Below are 16,080 nucleotides of genomic sequence, written 5' to 3' on the forward strand. Positions count from 1 at the left end.
ACAAAACATGACCGGTCTTGCTTCCCTGACCACGGTGTTTCCCGGCCTCGTCTGGGCGATGGCGGCGCTGGCGCTCGTCCAGGCGTCGCGCCGCGCGGCCCTCTGGCGGCTCGGCACGGCGGCGTCGGTGGCGTGGCTCGACGGCCTCGCCAAGCTGCCGCGCCGCTACCTCGTGGATGTCCACCACGTCGTGGCGCGCGATGCCTACGCCTCGCGGATGCACGCGGTGGTGGCCGGCGGCCTCCTTGCCGCCTCGGTGCTGACGGCCCTGGCGATCCTGCCGCCGCTCGGCGGCTTCCGGCCCTACTGGGTTCTCGTGGCCGCCGCCTTCGGGGTGACGGCGGCGGGCTCCCTGTTGGTCGGCGCGCGCCGCTATCCCGAGAAGCAGAAGCGCCTCTCGGCCGGGCGCTTCCAGATCCTTCCGGTCCTGCTCGTCGCCTACGCGGTCGGCGGAACGGTCACGGCCCTGCTCCTGGCCTTCGGCGGGGCCGACGGGCTGCTCGCGCCCCTGGCTCTCGCGCTCGCGGCGGCGGGCGGGCTCGGCCTCGCCTTCGAGGTGCGGCACGGGCCGATGCGCCACGCGGCTGCCGGCGCGCTCCACCTCGTCGCCCACCCGCGACCCGGCCGCTTCGAGGGCCGCCCCGACACGGCGCTCCAGGCCCTCGATCTCGACGCGCCACGGCTCGGCTCCGAAGTGCCCGCGGATTTCGCCTGGAACCGGCTGCTCTCCTACGATGCCTGCGTCAGCTGCGGCCGCTGCGAGGTCGCCTGCCCGGCCTTCGCCGCCGGCCAGCCCCTGAACCCGAAGCGACTTATCCAGGATCTGGTCGCGGGGTTCTCGCCCTCGGAGCCCGCCTATGCCGGCGCTCCCTATCCGGGGGGGCGGGCGGCCGAGGGGGCACGCGGGCCGCTCGCCCGGCTGATCGGGCCGGACGCGCGGATCCATCCTGATACGCTGTGGTCCTGCACCACCTGCCGGGCCTGCGTCGAGGAATGCCCGATGATGATCGAGCATGTCGACGCGGTGGTCGCCCTGCGCCGGCACCAGACCCTGGAGCGCGGTTCCCTGCCCGAGAAGGCAGTCGGCCCCGTGACCGACCTGCGCCAGACCGGCGATCCGGGCGGACGCCCGCTCGCGGCCCGCACCGACTTCGCCGCCGGCCTCGACCTGCCGCCGATCTCCGTGCGCGGCGAGGCCGCGGTGCTGCTCTGGCTCGGCGAGGGCGCCTACGACCTGCGCTACGGCCGCACCCTGCGGGCCCTGGTGCGGCTCCTGCGGGAGGCGGGCGTCGATTTTGCCGTGCTCGGGCCGGAGGAGCGCGATACCGGCGACCTCGCCCGGCGCCTCGGCGACGAGGCGACCTTCCAGGCCCTGGCGCGGGCGAACGTCGCGACGCTCGCCCGCTACCGGTTCGAGCGGATCGTCACCGCCGATCCCCACGCCCTGCACACCCTGCGCAACGAGTACCCCGCCTTCGGCGGGTGCTACACGGTGGTCCATCACACCGCGTTGCTGCTCGATCTGATCCGGGCCGGACGCCTGAAGCCCGGCCGCCTGCCGGATCTGTCGGTGACCTATCACGACCCCTGCTATCTCGCCCGCTACAACGGGGAGACCGAGGCGCCCCGGGCCGTGCTCGACGCGATCGGCGTGAACCGCGCCGAGATGACCCGCTCGGGCCGCCGGGCGATGTGCTGCGGCGGCGGGGGCGGCGCGCCGGTGAGCGACGTGCCGGGCGAGCGGCGCATCCCCGACCTGCGGATGGCCCAGGCCGCCGAGACCGACGCCGGCATCGTCGCCGTCGCCTGCCCATCCTGCACGGCGATGCTGGAGGGCGTGCCGGACCGCAAGGCCGAGATTCGCGACATCGCCGAATTGCTCCTGCAGGCCGTGGAGGCCGGACGATGACGCGCCCTCGCCGCGATCCCCGCGCCGAGCGGGCGGCGATCCGCGTCCCCGACCGGGACGGCGCCCGTCCGCGCTACGACCGGAGCGCGCGCCGTCCCGGCGGCGGACGCCCGCGCCGCGATCCCCGGGCCGAACGCGCCGGGCAGCGGGTCGCCGGACCGCTGCGCCTCCGCTACGATCTCGGCCAGGTCGCCCCTGCCGAGGGGCCGGTCCGCGCCGAGCCGGCCCAGCGGACCGCGGCTCCTACGATCCTGACCGTCGAGGCGCCCGACTTCCTCGTCGTGGCCGTGCCGGACATGGCCGGCGGTCGCCTTTCGGCCCATGACCGCCAGGTGCTGGGCGCCGCGCGCATCCTCGCCGGCCGCGAAGGCGGCGTGGCCGTCCTGGCGGTCGGCGCCGGCGCGGGCTACGGCAGCGCTGGCGCCGATCGCCTGATCTCCCTCGACGACGACCCGGACGCCTACGATCCTGCCGGACGGGCCGCCAGGATCGCGGCGACGCTTGCGGCGCTCAAGCCCCGCCATGTCCTGTTCCCGGAAACCCTCGACGGCGGCGACCTCGCCCGGCGCGTGGCGGTGCGGATGCGGGAGCCGCTGTTCGGCAATGCCGAGGGCCTGTCCCCCACCGGCCTGATCCGTCCGGCGCGTGGCCGCAGCATCGAGCAGCGGGCCGCCCCCGGCCTCCTCGCCACGATCGCGCCCGAGGCCGTGGCCGAGTATGCGGGCCCTCCCCGCGAGGCAAGGCTGCTGCCGGTCGAGATCGACGCATCGATGCGAGGCGCGCAAGAGATCACGCAAGAGATCCTGTCCGCGATCCGCATCCCGGCCGACCCTGCCACGGTCCCGCTGGGGCTCGCCGAATTCGTCGCGGCGGCCGGCAACGGCGTGACTGACCTCGACACCTTCCGTCGCCTCGTCGCGGTCCTGCGCGCGACGCCCGGCGCCAGCCGGGTCCTGTGCGATGCCGGCCTGATGCCGCGGCAAACCCAGGTCGGCGCCTCCGGCACCGTGCTCGCCGCGACCTGCTACCTCGCCCTCGGCATTTCCGGGGCGCCGCAGCATCTCCAGGGGGTCGCCGGCTGCGAGCACGTGGTGGCGGTCAACACCGACCTGCACGCGGCCATGATCGAGCGCGCGGGCCTCGCCATCGTGCAGGACGCCCAGCTGATCATGCCGGCGCTGCTGCGCTTGCTCGGCCAGGAAGCCGGCGACCCGGGAGACGCCGCGTGAAGATCGCGATCCTCCTCTCGGCCGGCCGCCATCCGGTCTCCGGTGCGGCGGTCTTGCCCCGCCTGGAGGCGCAGGCGATCCGCCTCGCCGCGGGGCTCGGCCAACACATTGGTCTTCATGCCGGCCCCGAGGCCGCCGTGGTGGCGGAAGCCCTGGGCCAGGGGCTCGCGCACATCCAGCACGCCGCCCTGCCCGAGGAGGCGGACCCGGTGCCGGCGCTGGCCACCTGCCTCGCGGCCCTTGCGCCCGACCTCGTCCTGGCCGGGCGGCGCGGACAGGGCGGCGCCGAGACCGGGATCGTCCCCTACGCGGTCGCGGATCGCCTCGGCTACCCGCTGATCCCCGACATCATCGCGGCGGCCCCTGGCGAGGAGGCGGGTACGCTGCACCTCGACCAGAGCCTCGGCCGCGGCGCCCGGCGGCGGGTGACGATCCGCGGGCCGGTGGTGGCGACGGTGCATCCGGATGCCCCTGCTTCCTTCGCCTACGCCTACGGCCAGGCCCGGCGCGGCGTGATCGAGCCGGTCGTGGGTGCTCTCGCGCCTCATCCGGCCCCGGTTCCGGCCGTGGAGGAACGGCCCTATCGCCGCCGTCCGAAGCTCGTGAAGGGCGCGCCGGCCGGCAGCTCGGCCGCCGAGCGCCTGAAGGCGGCCACCGGCGAGGCCGGCCCAGCGTCGAGCGGGCGGCTCCTCGTGCGACCCGATCCCGACGAGGCGGCCCGCGAGATCCTGGCCCATCTGCGCCGGATCGGCGTGCTCGCCGCACCCCGCGACCCCCGATGAGGAAGCCCCATGCCCGTGACCTCCGACGACCTCCTGACCCGGCTGCGCGAGCGCGGGATCGCCTACCAGCTATCCGAGCACCCACCGGTCCTGACCGTCGAGGCGATGATGGCGGTGTGCGGCGCCATCGCAGGGGCGCACACCAAGAACCTGTTCCTGCGCGACGGGAAGAAGACCTATTTCCTCGTCACCCTCGCTCACGACGCGCAGGTGGATCTCAAGGCGTTCCGGTCCGTGCTGGGCGCCCGGGGCGGCTTGTCCTTCGCGAGTGCCGATGCCTTGCGCGAGCAGCTCGGCGTCGAGAGCGGCGCGGTCTCGCCCCTGGCCGCGCTCAATGCCGCGCCGGACAGCGTGCGGGTGTTCATCCAGGACAACTTGCTCGCCGAATCGCGGATCAACATCCATCCGCTCGTGAACACGCGGACCCTCACCCTCGTCCCCGGCGATCTGCTCGCCGCCCTGCGGGCCGAAGGGCACGCCCCGGAAATCTTCGCGCTTCCGGATGCCGCGCAAAGCGCGGCTCTCTGAGCGGGGTTGTCCGGAGCGGTGTCGACCCGGGCCTTCGTGTAGCCAGCCACGTGGTCCGGATCGACGGTGGCGGGCTCGGGCCCGAGGAGGCCGAGCAAGATCGCCACGTCGGTCCGGGCGGCGATGCGCGCGGAAGCGTCATGCGGCAACCATTGGGCCGATCGTGTGCGAACTCGATGGGCCGATCCCGAGATCTCGAACAGATCGAAGGCGCTGATTATCGCGCGGTGATTCGTTCCGCCGTCCTTTACTCTCCGTGTCCGACCCCGAAGGCGGCTTCCTGCAGGAAGCCGTGCACGTAGGTGGCAAACGAGCGCCAGCACTCCACGCGGTAGCGCGGGCTCGGTCCGGGCCGGCGGATCAGGACGATCTCCGCCTTGCCGAGCAGGGTGCGGGTGGCGCTGCCCTCGGGGAAGCCGGCCTCGCCGAGGTCGAGCGGGCAGCCGGCATTGAGGGCGATGGCAGCGTGGGCGCCACTCAAGTCGATGCCGACATTGCGATGCGAGATATCGACGAGGGCGTGGGCCTTCCCCGCGAGGTCGGCCGCGATCGTCGCGGCCAGAGCATCCGCCTCGTATTCGGCGGTGCCGATCAGCCACTCGTCGGGTCCGAGGCGGGCGATCCAGCGCCCCTCGTCCCCCGCGACCGTGTTGATCGGGCGGTCGAGGAGCAGGTCCGCCGCCGACCGGCCGGGATCGCGCACGCGCAGCGTCAGGCGCGCCTCCGCGTCCGCGGGCCGGATCAGGATGCCGGACCGGTCCGGGGCAGTGGTTTCCGGGCGGCCGAGCGGCAGCGCGCGGGCGGTGCGGTAGCGGACCTCAAGCATTGATGCGCTCCCCCTTGGGATCGAAGAACACCGGCTCCGCGACGCGCGCCGCGGCGAAGCCGTCCGGGGTCGTGACGTGGAGGGTGCGGCCGACGAGTTCGCGCCCGTTGGCGACCAGCGCCAGGGCGATGGAGCGGTTGCAGTTCGCGCTCCAATAGCTCGACGTGACGTGGCCGAGCATCCGCATCGGGATCGGCTGGTCCGGGTCGGCGACCACCTGGGCCCCTTCGTCCAGGACAAGCTTCGGGTCGTCGGTGACGAGGCCGACGAGCTGCTTGCGTCCGGCGGCGACCACGTCGGGTCGGGCGAGCGAGCGCTTGCCGACGAAGTCCTTCTTCGCCTTGGCGATCATGCTGGCGAGCCCGACATCGTCCGGGGTCACCGTCCCGTCCGTCTCCTGGCCGACGATGATGTAGCCCTTCTCGGCGCGAAGCACGTGCATCGTCTCGGTGCCGTAGGGCGTGATCCCGTAGGGCCGTCCGGCCTCCATGACCGTCTCCCAGACGGCGAGCGCGTTGTCCGAGGGAACGTTGATCTCGAAGCCGAGCTCGCCAGTGAAGGAGACCCGGAACAGCCGGGTCGGCACGCCGCAGATGGTCCCCGAGCGCATCGCCATGTGCGGGAAGGCTTCAGGCGAGAGGTCGATCCCGTCGACCAGAGGCTCGATCACCGCCCGCGCTTTCGGCCCCTGGAGCGCGATCACCGCCCATTGCTCGGTGGTCGAGGTCAGGAACACCTGCAGGTCCGGCCACTCGGTCTGGAGGTAGTCCTCCATGTGGGCCAGCACCCGGGCTGCGCCGCCGGTGGTGGTGGTGACGTGGAAGCACTCCGGCGACACCCGGGCGACGACGCCGTCGTCGAGGATGTAGCCGTCCTCCTTCAGCATCAGCCCGTAGCGGCAACGGCCTGGTTCGAGCTTCGCCCAGGGGTTGATGTACACCCGGTTCATGAACTCGGCGGCGTCCGGGCCGACGATCTCGATCTTGCCGAGCGTCGAGGCATCGAAGATGCCGACTCCCTCGCGCACCGCCTTGCATTCGCGGGCGACCGCCGCGTGCAGGTCTTCGCCGGGCTTCGGGAAATACCAGGCGCGCCGCCACAGGGCGACGTTCTCGAACAGGGCGCCGTGGCTTTCCGCCCAGTCGTGAATCGGCGTGGTGCGGATCGGGTCGAACAGGGCGTGGCGCGCCGGGCCGACGAGCGTCCCGAAGGTCACCGGCGTGTAGGGCGGGCGGAAGGTCGTGGTGCCCACCCCCGGCAGCGTCTTGTCGAGCTGCCCGGCGACGATGCCGAGCGCATTCATGTTCGAGGTCTTGCCCTGGTCGGTCGCCATCCCGGTGGTGGTGTAGCGCTTGACGTGCTCGATCGACTGGAAGCCCTCGCGCACCGCGAGCTTGATGTCCTTGGCGGTGACGTCGTTCTGGAAGTCCACGAAGGCGCGGACCTTGGCCGGGTTGGCGTCCGTCGGCATGATCCTCACCGGCTGAAATCCGGTCGGGGTCGACGTCGCCGTGAAGGCGCGCCGCTCCAGGGAGCCCGCGGCCTCTGCGCCGGCGGCGTCGCCCTCGTTAAGGCAGGCGGCGAGATCGTAGGTGCCCTTGGCCGCGCCGGCCGAGCGCTCGGCCTGGGCCGAACTGCCGGGCACGAACGCGTCGCGTTCGGCGTCGTAGACGAGCTTGCCGCGGGATTGCGAGAACAGGTGCACAGCCGGAGTCCAGCCGCCCGACATGCCGACGCAATCGCAGGGGAGAAGGCGACGGCCGCCGCACCGGCCGTCGCTCCCGATCGGCGCCACGAGCAGGCCCGTGACGCGCTTTCGGCCCTTGGACCCGACCACCGTGTGGCCGGTCAGCACCGGAATGCCGGCTGCCCGCAGGCGCGCCGGACCGGATCCGCAATCCGGTTCGAGGCGGAGATCGACCAGGGTTACCTCGGCCCCGGCCGCCTTCGCGTCCAGCGCCGCCGTGTAGGCCGATGCGCCGCTCGTCGCGAAGACGATGCGCCGACCGGGCAGCACGCCGTAGCGGTTGACGAACACCCGCACGCTCTCCGCGAGCAGGATGCCGGGCCGGTCGTTGTCGGCGAAGACGAGGGGCCGCTCGTGCGACCCGCCGGCCAGGACGACCTCACCCGCGCGCACCTGCCATAGCCGCTCGCGGGGCGCCTGCGACGCCCCCGTGGGAAGATGGTCGGTGACGCGCTCGGTGAGCGCGACGTGGTTATGGTTGCAATAGCCGAAGGCCGTGGTCCGCGGCAGCAGGATGACGTTCTCGCGGCCATCGAGCTCAGCCAGCGTCGCCCGCAGCCATTCGGCGGCCGGGCGCCCGTCGATCTCGGAGGTGAGGTCGTGGAGGAGGCTGCCGCCGGGCTCGGCCCCCTCGTCGGCGAGGATCACTCGCTTGCCGGTCTTGGCCGCCGCCAGCGCCGCAGCGAGGCCCGCCGGTCCCGCGCCGACCACGAGCACGTCGCAATGGGCGTGGCGGTTGGCGTAGCGGTCGGGATCGGGCTCTTCCGGCGCCTTGCCGAGGCCGGCCGCCGCGCGGATAACGGGCTCGTAGACCCGGTCCCAGAATGTCCGGGGCCACATGAAGGTCTTGTAGTAGAAGCCCGCGACGAAGACCGGCGACAGCAGGTCGTTGACCGCGCCCACGTCGAAGGCGAGCGACGGCCAGTGGTTCTGCGAGCGGGTCTTGAGGCCCTCGTAGGCCTCGACCACGGAGGCGCGGTTGTTCGGGTCGATCCGGCCCGGGCCGCGATCCACCGACAGCAGGGCGCTCGGCTCGTCCGGGCCGTGGCTCAGGATCCCCCGCGGGCGATGGTACTTGAACGAGCGGCCGGCCAGGTGGATGCCGTTGGCGAGCAGGGCCGAGGCGACGGTATCGCCCTGAAAACCCTGGACGGTGCGGCCGTTGAACGCGAAGGCGATGGGGCGCGATCGGTCGATGCGGCCGCCCCGGGACAGTCTGAACTGCTGCGCCATCACGCCCTCGCCTCGGTCTCGATGGAGCGGGAGGGCTGGGCGCCCACTGGATAGGTCTCGAGGAAGCGGTCGCTGACCGTGTCCCGCAGGGCATTGAACCAGCGCCCGCAGCCATGGGCATGGCACCACCGCTCGGCATGGATGCCGCGGGGGTTCGCCCGGACGAAGAGATGCGCGCTCCAGGCGTCGTCATCGAGCGCGGTCGGGTCGGCGGGCCGGGCGATATGGGCTTGGCCGCCGCACCGGAACTCGGTCTCGGGGCGGTTTCCACAATACGGGCAGGCGATCAGCAGCATCGGGCGTCTCGTCGCGTGGGGAGGAGGCGGGGCAATCAGTGCGCGACGGCCGCCGCGGCGGCCTCGTCGATCAAGCGTCCGGTGCGGAAGCGGTCGAGGGTGAAGGGGGCGTTGACCGCGTGCGGATCGCCCGTCGCCAGTGTGTGGGCGAAGACGTGGCCGGAACCCGGCGTCGCCTTGAAGCCGCCGGTGCCCCAGCCGCAATTGACGAACAGGTTCGGTACGGGCGTCTTGCCGATGATCGGCGAGCGGTCGGGCGTGACGTCGACGATGCCGCCCCAGGAGCGCAGCATGCGCATGCGGGTGAATCGCGGGAACAGCTCGCAGATCGCGTCGAGCGTGTGGGTGGTGATGTGCAGGCCGCCCTGCTGGCTGTAGGACGTGTACTGGTCGGTGCCGGCGCCGATGACGAGTTCGCCCTTGTCGGATTGCGAGATGTAGGCGTGGACCGCGTTCGACATCACGACGCAGGGAAAGACAGGCTTCACCGGCTCCGACACGAGGGCCTGGAGCGGGTAGCTCTCCAACGGCATCCGCACCCCGGCCATCGCCATCACGGTGGTGGTATGGCCGGCGGCCACCACGCCGACCCGGCCGGCGCCGATGAATCCGCGGCTCGTCTCGACGCCCACGGCCGCACCGGATGCGTCCCGGCGAATGCCCGTCACCTCGCAGTTCTGGATGATGTCGACGCCGCGGGCATCGGCGCCGCGGGCGTAACCCCAGGCGACGGCGTCGTGACGGGCGGTGCCGGCCCGGCGCTGCAGGGCGCCGCCGAGCACCGGGTAGCGCAGCCTCCCCGAAATCTCGAGCGGCGGGCAGAAGGCCTTGCACGCTTCCTTGGAGAGCCACTCGTTGTCGATGCCGTTGAGACGGTTGGCGTAGACGTGGCGCTTGAAGCTTTGAACGTCGTGCAGGTTGTGGGCGAGCATCAACACGCCGCGCTGGGAGAACATGACGTTGTAGTTCAGCTCCTGCGACAGGCCCTCCCACAGCTTGAGGGCGTGCTCGTAGAGGGCTGCGCTCTCGTCGTAGAGGTAGTTGGACCGGATGATCGTGGTGTTGCGGCCGGTATTGCCGCCGCCAATCCAGCCCTTCTCCAGCACCGCGACGTTCGTGATGCCGTGAACGGTGGCGAGGTAATAGGCCGTCGCGAGGCCGTGGCCGCCGCCGCCGACGATGACGACGTCGTAGGAGGCCTTCGGCTGCGGGTCGCGCCACTGGCGGCCCCAGCCCTCGTGTCCCGTCAGGGATTCCGAGAGCAGCGACGTGAGGGAAAAGCGGCGCATCGGTCAGCCTCGCTGGTATGCCCGATCATCGGTTGGCCGTCCGGGCGCGGCTTTCTCGACGGCGACCGCGAGTTTGAGATTTGCGACGCCGGGCGCTTCCCCGCCCGGTGTGGGCAGCCTGCGAGCGCCCCCTCGCGATCCGCGGGAGCGACTACGATTCCGGGCCGGTTCGGACTATCCTGGAACGATTCTCGCTTCAGGGCCGCACCCGACCGCGCTGCGATCGGATGGGGTTCCAAGGTCGTGATTCGACGCGCTCGCTGACACCGAACCGGTATCGACTTCGGCCGCGCGGGCTCCGGTTGGCGTAGAAGGTCAGGCGATGCGTGAGACGTGGGCGGTAGGGCCGATCGGCGACGGGCGTGCCCCGGCGGCGGAGGCGATTTCCGTCGGCTTCATGCTCGTGGCGCAGTTCTCGATGATCGCTTTCACCTCGGCGATCGAGCCCCTGCGCCTCGCCAACCGGGCCGCCGGGCGGGAGCTGTACCGCTACTCGCTGTGGTCTGAGCAGGGCGGAAGTTGCGCAGCCTCGAACGGCATCGAGGTCAGAGTGTCGGGCACCTTCGCCGAGGCTCAGGGCCTCGACATGCTCATCGTCTGCGGCGGCCTCGACATCCACCGCCCCGACCACCGCGCGCTCCAGGCGACCCTGCGCCGGAGCAGCGTCGGCGGCGCGGCCATCGGCGCGGTCTGCACCGGCACCTACGTGCTGGCCAAGGCCGGGCTCCTCGACGGCTACCGGGCGACGATCCACTGGGAGAACCGCGCGAGCCTCGCCTCGGAGTACGACGCCCTGGAGATCGGCTCGGACCTGTTCGAGATCGACCGCAACCGCTTCACCTGTGCCGGCGGCACGGCGGCGGCGGACATGATGCTCTCGCTGATCGTGCGCGACCACGGGCCGGCCCTCGCCTCCGACGTCGCCGACCAGCTGATCCACCACCGCATCCGCGAGGCCGGCGAGCGTCAGCGGATGGATCTGCGGATGCGCCTCGGGATCGCCCATCCGAAGCTCCTGCAGGTGGTGGGGCTCATGGAGGAGACCTTCGCCGAGCCCCTCGGGAGCCAGGCGTTGGCCGACACCGTGCACCTCTCGAGGCGACAGCTCGAACGCCTGTTCCTGAAATATCTCGGCTGCTCGCCGGCCCGCCACTACCTGAGCATCCGCCTGGAGCACGCGCGCCGCCTGATCCGCCAATCCGCGATGCCGCTGCTCACCATCGCGATCGAATGCGGCTTCACCTCCGCCTCGCACTTCTCGAAGGCCTATGTCGACCATTTCGGCCGGCCGCCGAGCGCCGAGCGGAAGCTCTCGGCCCATCAAAGCGTAGTGGTCCCAGGGCCGGATCCGGAACGGCGCAGCGAGATGGCCGGCGGGTAATGCCGGCCCGAGCGGGATGCGATCCGAAACACGGCATGCGATGACGCGGAGCGTTCGCGCGCCGCGACCTTGCTGTTCGATCGTGCCGCTTGCTCCCGGATCACCTTCTCCAGACTTTCCAGGCGGCCGGGACGGGCGAGCGTTTCATCTGCCAGGGACGACTGCGCCAGCGATCACTGACACCGCTTCCGTCCGGCCGGGATTCGCCGACTGAAGATCAAACCTCTCGGGGTTCTGCCCCGAACGCAATGCAAGGATTTTTAGAATAGATTTACTTCCCAATAATATAAGCAATGAATGATGTTCAGCAATAAATCGACCCGCACGATGTTGTACTAAAGCATCTTATATTTTATCACCTGAATCAATTCGGCCCAAAGAATAACCAATGATGCACATCTGCATCATCCGCCCATCAGCGAAAATTTTTCATATTGAACGCGTGACAAGCGGCAAGAGGAAATGCTCCATCCTCAGTAGCCGACGCACGGTATCTGCTTTGTGCGCCCATATTAGAGATGGCTTGGCGATTTTGCTTGAGCCGATCGATTATTTCTATCCGCGAATTTTGGCTTCAAGAGCTGATTTTTGCAAGGAATACAATGTCCGCTCGTCCTGTATGCCTCGCTGTACTTCTCACGTCAATGCTGCCGGGCCTCGGCCGCGCCGCCGACGCGCCGCCCTCGGCACCGATCGTCGATCCGCAGGCCGTATCCGCGTCGTTCGGCTTTCGTGCCGTCACGGACTACAATTCGCGCGGGATCTCGCAGACCAATCACCATCCCGGGGTGCAGGGCTATCTCGAACTCCAGATGCTCGACGGCTTCGCCTATGTGGGAATTGCCGGCGAATCGCTGACGCTGCCGAACCGCCCCTTCATGGAGATGGATTTCTCCGGCGGGATCAGGCCGACATTCGGGGCCTGGACCTTCGATCTGGGCTACCTGTTCTACAACTATCCGAACGAGCGGGCGCTCATCGGGCCGGACGGCACCATCTACACGGCCAACAACGCGGATTACTATGAGTTCGCCGGCAAGGCGGCCTACGCCGTCAACGACGCCCTCACCCTCGGCGTCAACGTCTACACCTCGCCGAGCTATTTCGGGACCCACGCGCCGGGGACCTACGTCGCGGGCATCATGAAGTACGCCGTTCCCGAAGGCACCTTCGGGGTCCTGCCGAGCGGGGTTCTGATCTCGTCGGAAGTGGGGCATTACTTCCTCGGAACCACGAACGCTTCTTTCGGCCGGTTCCGCCTGCCCGATTACAGCTATGGAAACGTCGGCATCGCCTACACGGCGAAGAACATCACCCTGGACCTGCGCTTCCACGACACGACGATGACGCGCAGCCAGTGCGGGACGATCACCGCAGATCCGCGTAGCATCTTCAACGGCACCTTCCGGTCCAACTGGTGCGGCGCGGCCTTCGTCGCGACGCTGTCCTTCGATGCGACGTCGAAGGATCCCGGCGTCTTCGCCAAGGAGGACACGGTTGCGCCCTCCGTCCCCGCCCGGACGAGCGACGCCGAGGGGCCGGCGGTCCCGTAGGATTGCCCAAGGCGGGATCAGGCCGGAAGCGGCCCCTCCTGGCTGACGATCCGCGCGATACGCGAGAGGCTGCGATCCGGATCGGCGGAGACCGACCAGTCGGCGAAGGCGGCCGATCCGCCCGGGGGACATCCGGCGTCGGACCCGGTCGCGCAATCGTTGATGGCGCAGAACGCGGCGTCGAGGGCGTTCGCCATCCGCCATGCCCGGTCCGGATCACCCGCAAAAATTCCGGCCCGAAGCCCGGGATTCGCGAGACCCGCACCGAGCGCGGCTTCGTCCGAGAACGGGACCAGCGCCACGATCGGAGCGAAGCTGTGCCCACGCACGAGGGCCATCGCATTCGTACACCGATCGAGGATGATAGGACCCGGCCGGCGCCCGCCCCCGTAGATCAGCTCCGCGCCGGCTTCGAGGTCGGCGCGCAGGGCTGCGTCCAGCCCGGCGGCATGGGCGGGGGAATGTGCCGGGCCGACCTCAGTTGCCGGATCCAGCGGATCGCCGACGCGCATCCTGGCGGCGGCGGCCTGCAGGGCCCTGCGCAACGCCACCCGCGCCTCGGCATGGACATAGACCCGCGCCTGGCCGGCGAAGGTCGATCGCAGCCAGCGTCGGCCGCCGTGCAGGAGCGCAGCTGCGACCCGCGGGGCGTCGCAGCCCGGCAGGACGATCGTGGCGGCCTTGCTGCGGCCCAGGCCCGCGCCGAGGTCGCGGTCGCTCGTCGCGTCCGCGTCGTCGGGCTCCAGGAGGAGGCCGGGATCGGCCCGCAGCAGGCGCGCGGTTTCTCCGTCGGCGCAGAGCACCGTCAAAGCGCCCTCCGGGAGCCCCGCCCGGCCGAAGAGGTCGGCGAGGCGCAGGCTCGTCTGTGTGGCGCCCGGGTCGGCGGCGAAAACAACCGCGTTCCCGTAGGCCAGGGCGACCGCCTGCTCGCAGAGGCCGAGGATCGCGGCGCTCCAATGCCCGAAGGCGGCGGCGACGCCGCGGGGCTCCTGGCGCCGATGGCCAAACCGGCCCATCCCCAGGTCGGTTCGGGTCGCCCCGGTCCGTTCGGCAAGCCCGGCGGCGTATTCGAGCGTGCGGATCGCGTCCGGCAGATCGGAGCCGCCCGTATGCCGGATGGGGCGGCCGGTCTCGCGGGTCTCGAGGCGTGCGAGGTCGGGCCCCTCGGCCCTCAGGAATTCGGCGCAGCGGTACAGGACTCGGGCGCGCTCCGCTCCCCCGACCGCGCGCCACGCGGCAAGGCCCTGACGCGCATCGTGGACGGCCCCCCGGATCTCCGCCGGGCCGGCGGGCAGGAAACGGGCGATCTCCTCGCCCGTGACGGGACTGAGATGCCAGACGGTCTCCCGCGGGGCGCAGGGCGGCGTCACGCAGATGGGTCGCGGCGCGCCGGCCTCGGCCGCCCCATCCCCCCCGGCGAGCAGGCCGTCGATGAATGCGTGCACCACAGCGCGGACGGCCGCCCCGTCGGGGCCGGCCTCGCGCGGCGTCGCGGTCATGACGTGGGAGCGCAGCCAAAGCCCGTCGATCATCGCGGCGATCATGGTGGCGTGGAGCGACAGGCACGGATCCGCCACCAGGCCCCGCAGGCCGTGGCGCAGGTTGGTGATCATGCGGCGCTGGTAGATCGCCTGGATGCGCTGGTAGCGCTTCGAATGGGCCATCTGGCTCCAGAACGCGAGCCACACGGCGCTGGTGCGCCGGTCGAACTCCTCGTCGGCCAGGGCGGCGTCGCAGACCGCGTAAAGCCGTTCGCGCCGGGTCCTGGACGCCGCGAGTTTCCGGGCGGTCGCGCTGGCGAGGCGGGCCGCCATGAAGCGCAGGGTCGCTTCGAGGAGGCCGTCCTTATCGCCGAAATAATGGGCGAAGAGGCCGGCGGAGACGTTCGCCCGGCGGGCGATCTCGCTGAGGGAGGCGGCCTTGAACCCGACCTCCGCCAGCGTCTCGATCGTCGCCTCGACCAAGTGGCGGCGGCGCGCCGCCTCGAAGGTCTGCATCGGGCTCGAAGAGGTCATCGCAGTCCTTGCGCCAGAACGGCCGGATCGTTCGCAACTCCGATGATCGATCGCGTATTGAACGGCCATTCAAATCTGTGTCGGTGGCAATGTCCATGCCGGCATCGCCTGGCCACAGCGCACTGCATAGGCCCGCTCATACCAATGTGATGCGGCAGTGCGGCGCACAAATTAAATGCATTTTTGCTCGCATTGCAGCACAAAGCTGAAAAATAGTGCGTGACTTCCCGTGATTCGATCTATTGAATGAACGTTCAATAGACCCGGAACAGTTACAAACGCGGGTCTCGGCACGAGGGGGCATCATGTGCACGTGTGCGACTCGACTCCTTCTTGGCGTAACGCTCGGAATAGCCTCCTGCGTCGGCGCGGCTGCAGCGGACCCGGCATCCTGCAAGACCGTGAGGTTCGCCGATGTCGGCTGGACTGACATCGCGGCGACGACGGCGCTGGCCTCGCGCATCCTGTCCGGCCTCGGCTACGCACCGAAGACCCAAACCCTGTCCGTCCCGGTCACCTACGCCTCGCTCGGCGCGAAGAACGTCGATGTCTTCCTGGGCAACTGGATGCCCACCATGGAGGCGGACCGGAAGCCCTACCTCGACAAGCACGCGATCGAGGTCCTCGGGCCGAACCTGACGGGGGCGAAGTACACCTTCGCGGTGCCGGCCTATCTCTACGAAGCGGGCCTGAAGAGCTTCTCGGACATCGCCAAGTTCCGCCGGGAACTCAAGGGCAAGATCTACGGCATCGAGCCCGGCAACGACGGCAACCGGACGATCCTGACGATCATCAATGACAACACCTACAATCTCAGCAGCTTCGACCTCGTCGAATCGAGCGAGCAGGGCATGCTCGCCCAGGTCGACCGGGCGATCCAGCGCAAGGAGCCGATCCTGTTCCTCGGCTGGGAACCCCACCCGATGAACACCAAGTTCCCGATCCGCTACCTGTCGGGGGGCGACGACACCTTCGGGCCGAACTATGGCGGCGCGGAGATCTTCACGAATCTCCGCGCCGGCTATGCCGCCGAGTGCCCGAATCTCGGCCGCTTCTTCAAGAACCTGACCTTCGATCTCCAGATCGAGAACGTCGTCATGAGCTCGATCCTGTTCGATGGGCTCGAGCCCGACAAGGCCGCCGACAAATGGCTCAAGGCCAATCCCGACGCCTGGAAGCCTTGGCTCGCCGGCGTCGAGACGCTCGACGGCAAGCCCGCCCTGCCCGCCGAGCAGGCGAGCCTGAAGTGACGCCCTGACCCTGTGTCACCGGCAGCCGATGCCGGCGGCACG

General features: G+C 70.2%; 13 protein-coding genes. 7 read left to right on the forward strand and 6 right to left on the reverse strand.

Annotated features, from left to right (window positions below; all coding sequences use genetic code 11):
* Positions 1-7 precede the first annotated feature (7 nt).
* Genes BM228_RS05085 through BM228_RS05100 form a run of 4 tightly spaced genes read left to right on the forward strand, consistent with a single transcriptional unit; the run spans position 8 to position 4,448 of the window.
* The gene (locus BM228_RS05085; RefSeq protein ID WP_092037778.1) at positions 8-1,909 is read left to right on the forward strand and encodes a DUF3483 domain-containing protein; all 1,902 of its coding nucleotides are present in this window, start codon (positions 8-10) and stop codon (positions 1,907-1,909) included.
* On the forward strand, positions 1,906-3,138 hold the full coding sequence (locus tag BM228_RS05090; RefSeq protein WP_092037780.1) for an FAD-binding protein: 1,233 nt from the start codon (positions 1,906-1,908) through the stop codon (positions 3,136-3,138). Before BM228_RS05085 ends, BM228_RS05090 begins: the two co-directional genes overlap by 4 nt.
* A complete protein-coding gene (locus tag BM228_RS05095) occupies positions 3,135-3,920 on the forward strand; it encodes an adenine nucleotide alpha hydrolase family protein (protein ID WP_092037782.1) in 786 nt (261 codons plus the stop codon). Before BM228_RS05090 ends, BM228_RS05095 begins: the two co-directional genes overlap by 4 nt.
* Positions 3,921-3,929: 9 nt before the next feature.
* Positions 3,930-4,448 carry a prolyl-tRNA synthetase associated domain-containing protein gene (locus tag BM228_RS05100; RefSeq protein ID WP_092037784.1) on the forward strand — a complete coding sequence of 173 codons (519 nt, stop codon included), beginning with the start codon at positions 3,930-3,932 and terminating at the stop codon, positions 4,446-4,448.
* A gap of 138 nt (positions 4,449-4,586) precedes the next feature.
* Here the strand turns inward: BM228_RS05100 and BM228_RS36070 are convergent, their stop codons facing one another.
* Genes BM228_RS36070 through BM228_RS05125 form a run of 5 tightly spaced genes read right to left on the reverse strand, consistent with a single transcriptional unit; the run spans position 4,587 to position 9,839 of the window.
* Positions 4,587-4,757 (reverse strand): serine dehydratase beta chain, encoded by a 171-nt coding sequence (locus tag BM228_RS36070; RefSeq protein WP_425284901.1) that lies wholly within the window; start codon positions 4,755-4,757, stop codon positions 4,587-4,589.
* On the reverse strand, positions 4,696-5,274 hold the full coding sequence (locus BM228_RS05110) for a sarcosine oxidase subunit gamma (RefSeq protein WP_092037786.1): 579 nt from the start codon (positions 5,272-5,274) through the stop codon (positions 4,696-4,698). Before BM228_RS05110 ends, BM228_RS36070 begins: the two co-directional genes overlap by 62 nt.
* The gene (locus BM228_RS05115) at positions 5,267-8,254 is read right to left on the reverse strand and encodes a sarcosine oxidase subunit alpha family protein (RefSeq protein WP_092037788.1); all 2,988 of its coding nucleotides are present in this window, start codon (positions 8,252-8,254) and stop codon (positions 5,267-5,269) included. Before BM228_RS05115 ends, BM228_RS05110 begins: the two co-directional genes overlap by 8 nt.
* The gene (locus BM228_RS05120) at positions 8,254-8,550 is read right to left on the reverse strand and encodes a sarcosine oxidase subunit delta (RefSeq protein ID WP_092037790.1); all 297 of its coding nucleotides are present in this window, start codon (positions 8,548-8,550) and stop codon (positions 8,254-8,256) included. Before BM228_RS05120 ends, BM228_RS05115 begins: the two co-directional genes overlap by 1 nt.
* Positions 8,551-8,585: 35 nt before the next feature.
* Positions 8,586-9,839, reverse strand: coding sequence for a sarcosine oxidase subunit beta family protein (locus BM228_RS05125; protein WP_092037792.1), 1,254 nt, complete (start codon positions 9,837-9,839; stop codon positions 8,586-8,588).
* 322 nt (positions 9,840-10,161) lie between these two features.
* On the opposite strand from BM228_RS05125, the gene BM228_RS05130 reads away from it, so the two are divergent.
* Positions 10,162-11,220, forward strand: coding sequence for a GlxA family transcriptional regulator (locus tag BM228_RS05130; protein ID WP_244537023.1), 1,059 nt, complete (start codon positions 10,162-10,164; stop codon positions 11,218-11,220).
* A 602-nt stretch (positions 11,221-11,822) separates the two neighbouring features.
* On the forward strand, positions 11,823-12,773 hold the full coding sequence (locus BM228_RS05135; RefSeq protein WP_092037793.1) for a TorF family putative porin: 951 nt from the start codon (positions 11,823-11,825) through the stop codon (positions 12,771-12,773).
* 17 nt (positions 12,774-12,790) lie between these two features.
* Here the strand turns inward: BM228_RS05135 and betI are convergent, their stop codons facing one another.
* On the reverse strand, positions 12,791-14,788 hold the full coding sequence (gene betI, locus BM228_RS05140) for a transcriptional regulator BetI (RefSeq protein WP_092037795.1): 1,998 nt from the start codon (positions 14,786-14,788) through the stop codon (positions 12,791-12,793).
* A 305-nt stretch (positions 14,789-15,093) separates the two neighbouring features.
* Between betI and BM228_RS05145 the strand changes: the two genes are divergently transcribed.
* On the forward strand, positions 15,094-16,038 hold the full coding sequence (locus tag BM228_RS05145; protein WP_092037798.1) for a choline ABC transporter substrate-binding protein: 945 nt from the start codon (positions 15,094-15,096) through the stop codon (positions 16,036-16,038).
* The last annotated feature ends 42 nt before the right edge of the window (positions 16,039-16,080 follow it).

The organism is Methylobacterium pseudosasicola (assembly GCF_900114535.1).
Classification (GTDB): Bacteria; Pseudomonadota; Alphaproteobacteria; order Rhizobiales; family Beijerinckiaceae; genus Methylobacterium; species Methylobacterium pseudosasicola.

Excerpts from the sequence above, each read along its gene's own strand:
- BM228_RS05085 (WP_092037778.1), top strand. The coding sequence starts at position 8 with ATGACCGGTCTTGCTTCCCTGACCACGGTGTTTCCCGGCCTCGTCTGG.
- BM228_RS05090 (WP_092037780.1), top strand. The coding sequence starts at position 1,906 with ATGACGCGCCCTCGCCGCGATCCCCGCGCCGAGCGGGCGGCGATCCGC.
- BM228_RS05100 (WP_092037784.1), top strand. The coding sequence starts at position 3,930 with ATGCCCGTGACCTCCGACGACCTCCTGACCCGGCTGCGCGAGCGCGGG.
- BM228_RS05110 (WP_092037786.1), bottom strand. The coding sequence starts at position 5,274 with ATGCTTGAGGTCCGCTACCGCACCGCCCGCGCGCTGCCGCTCGGCCGC.
- BM228_RS05115 (WP_092037788.1), bottom strand. The coding sequence starts at position 8,254 with ATGGCGCAGCAGTTCAGACTGTCCCGGGGCGGCCGCATCGACCGATCG.
- BM228_RS05120 (WP_092037790.1), bottom strand. The coding sequence starts at position 8,550 with ATGCTGCTGATCGCCTGCCCGTATTGTGGAAACCGCCCCGAGACCGAG.
- BM228_RS05125 (WP_092037792.1), bottom strand. The coding sequence starts at position 9,839 with ATGCGCCGCTTTTCCCTCACGTCGCTGCTCTCGGAATCCCTGACGGGA.
- BM228_RS05130 (WP_244537023.1), top strand. The coding sequence starts at position 10,162 with ATGCGTGAGACGTGGGCGGTAGGGCCGATCGGCGACGGGCGTGCCCCG.
- BM228_RS05135 (WP_092037793.1), top strand. The coding sequence starts at position 11,823 with ATGTCCGCTCGTCCTGTATGCCTCGCTGTACTTCTCACGTCAATGCTG.
- betI (WP_092037795.1), bottom strand. The coding sequence starts at position 14,788 with ATGACCTCTTCGAGCCCGATGCAGACCTTCGAGGCGGCGCGCCGCCGC.
- BM228_RS05145 (WP_092037798.1), top strand. The coding sequence starts at position 15,094 with ATGTGCACGTGTGCGACTCGACTCCTTCTTGGCGTAACGCTCGGAATA.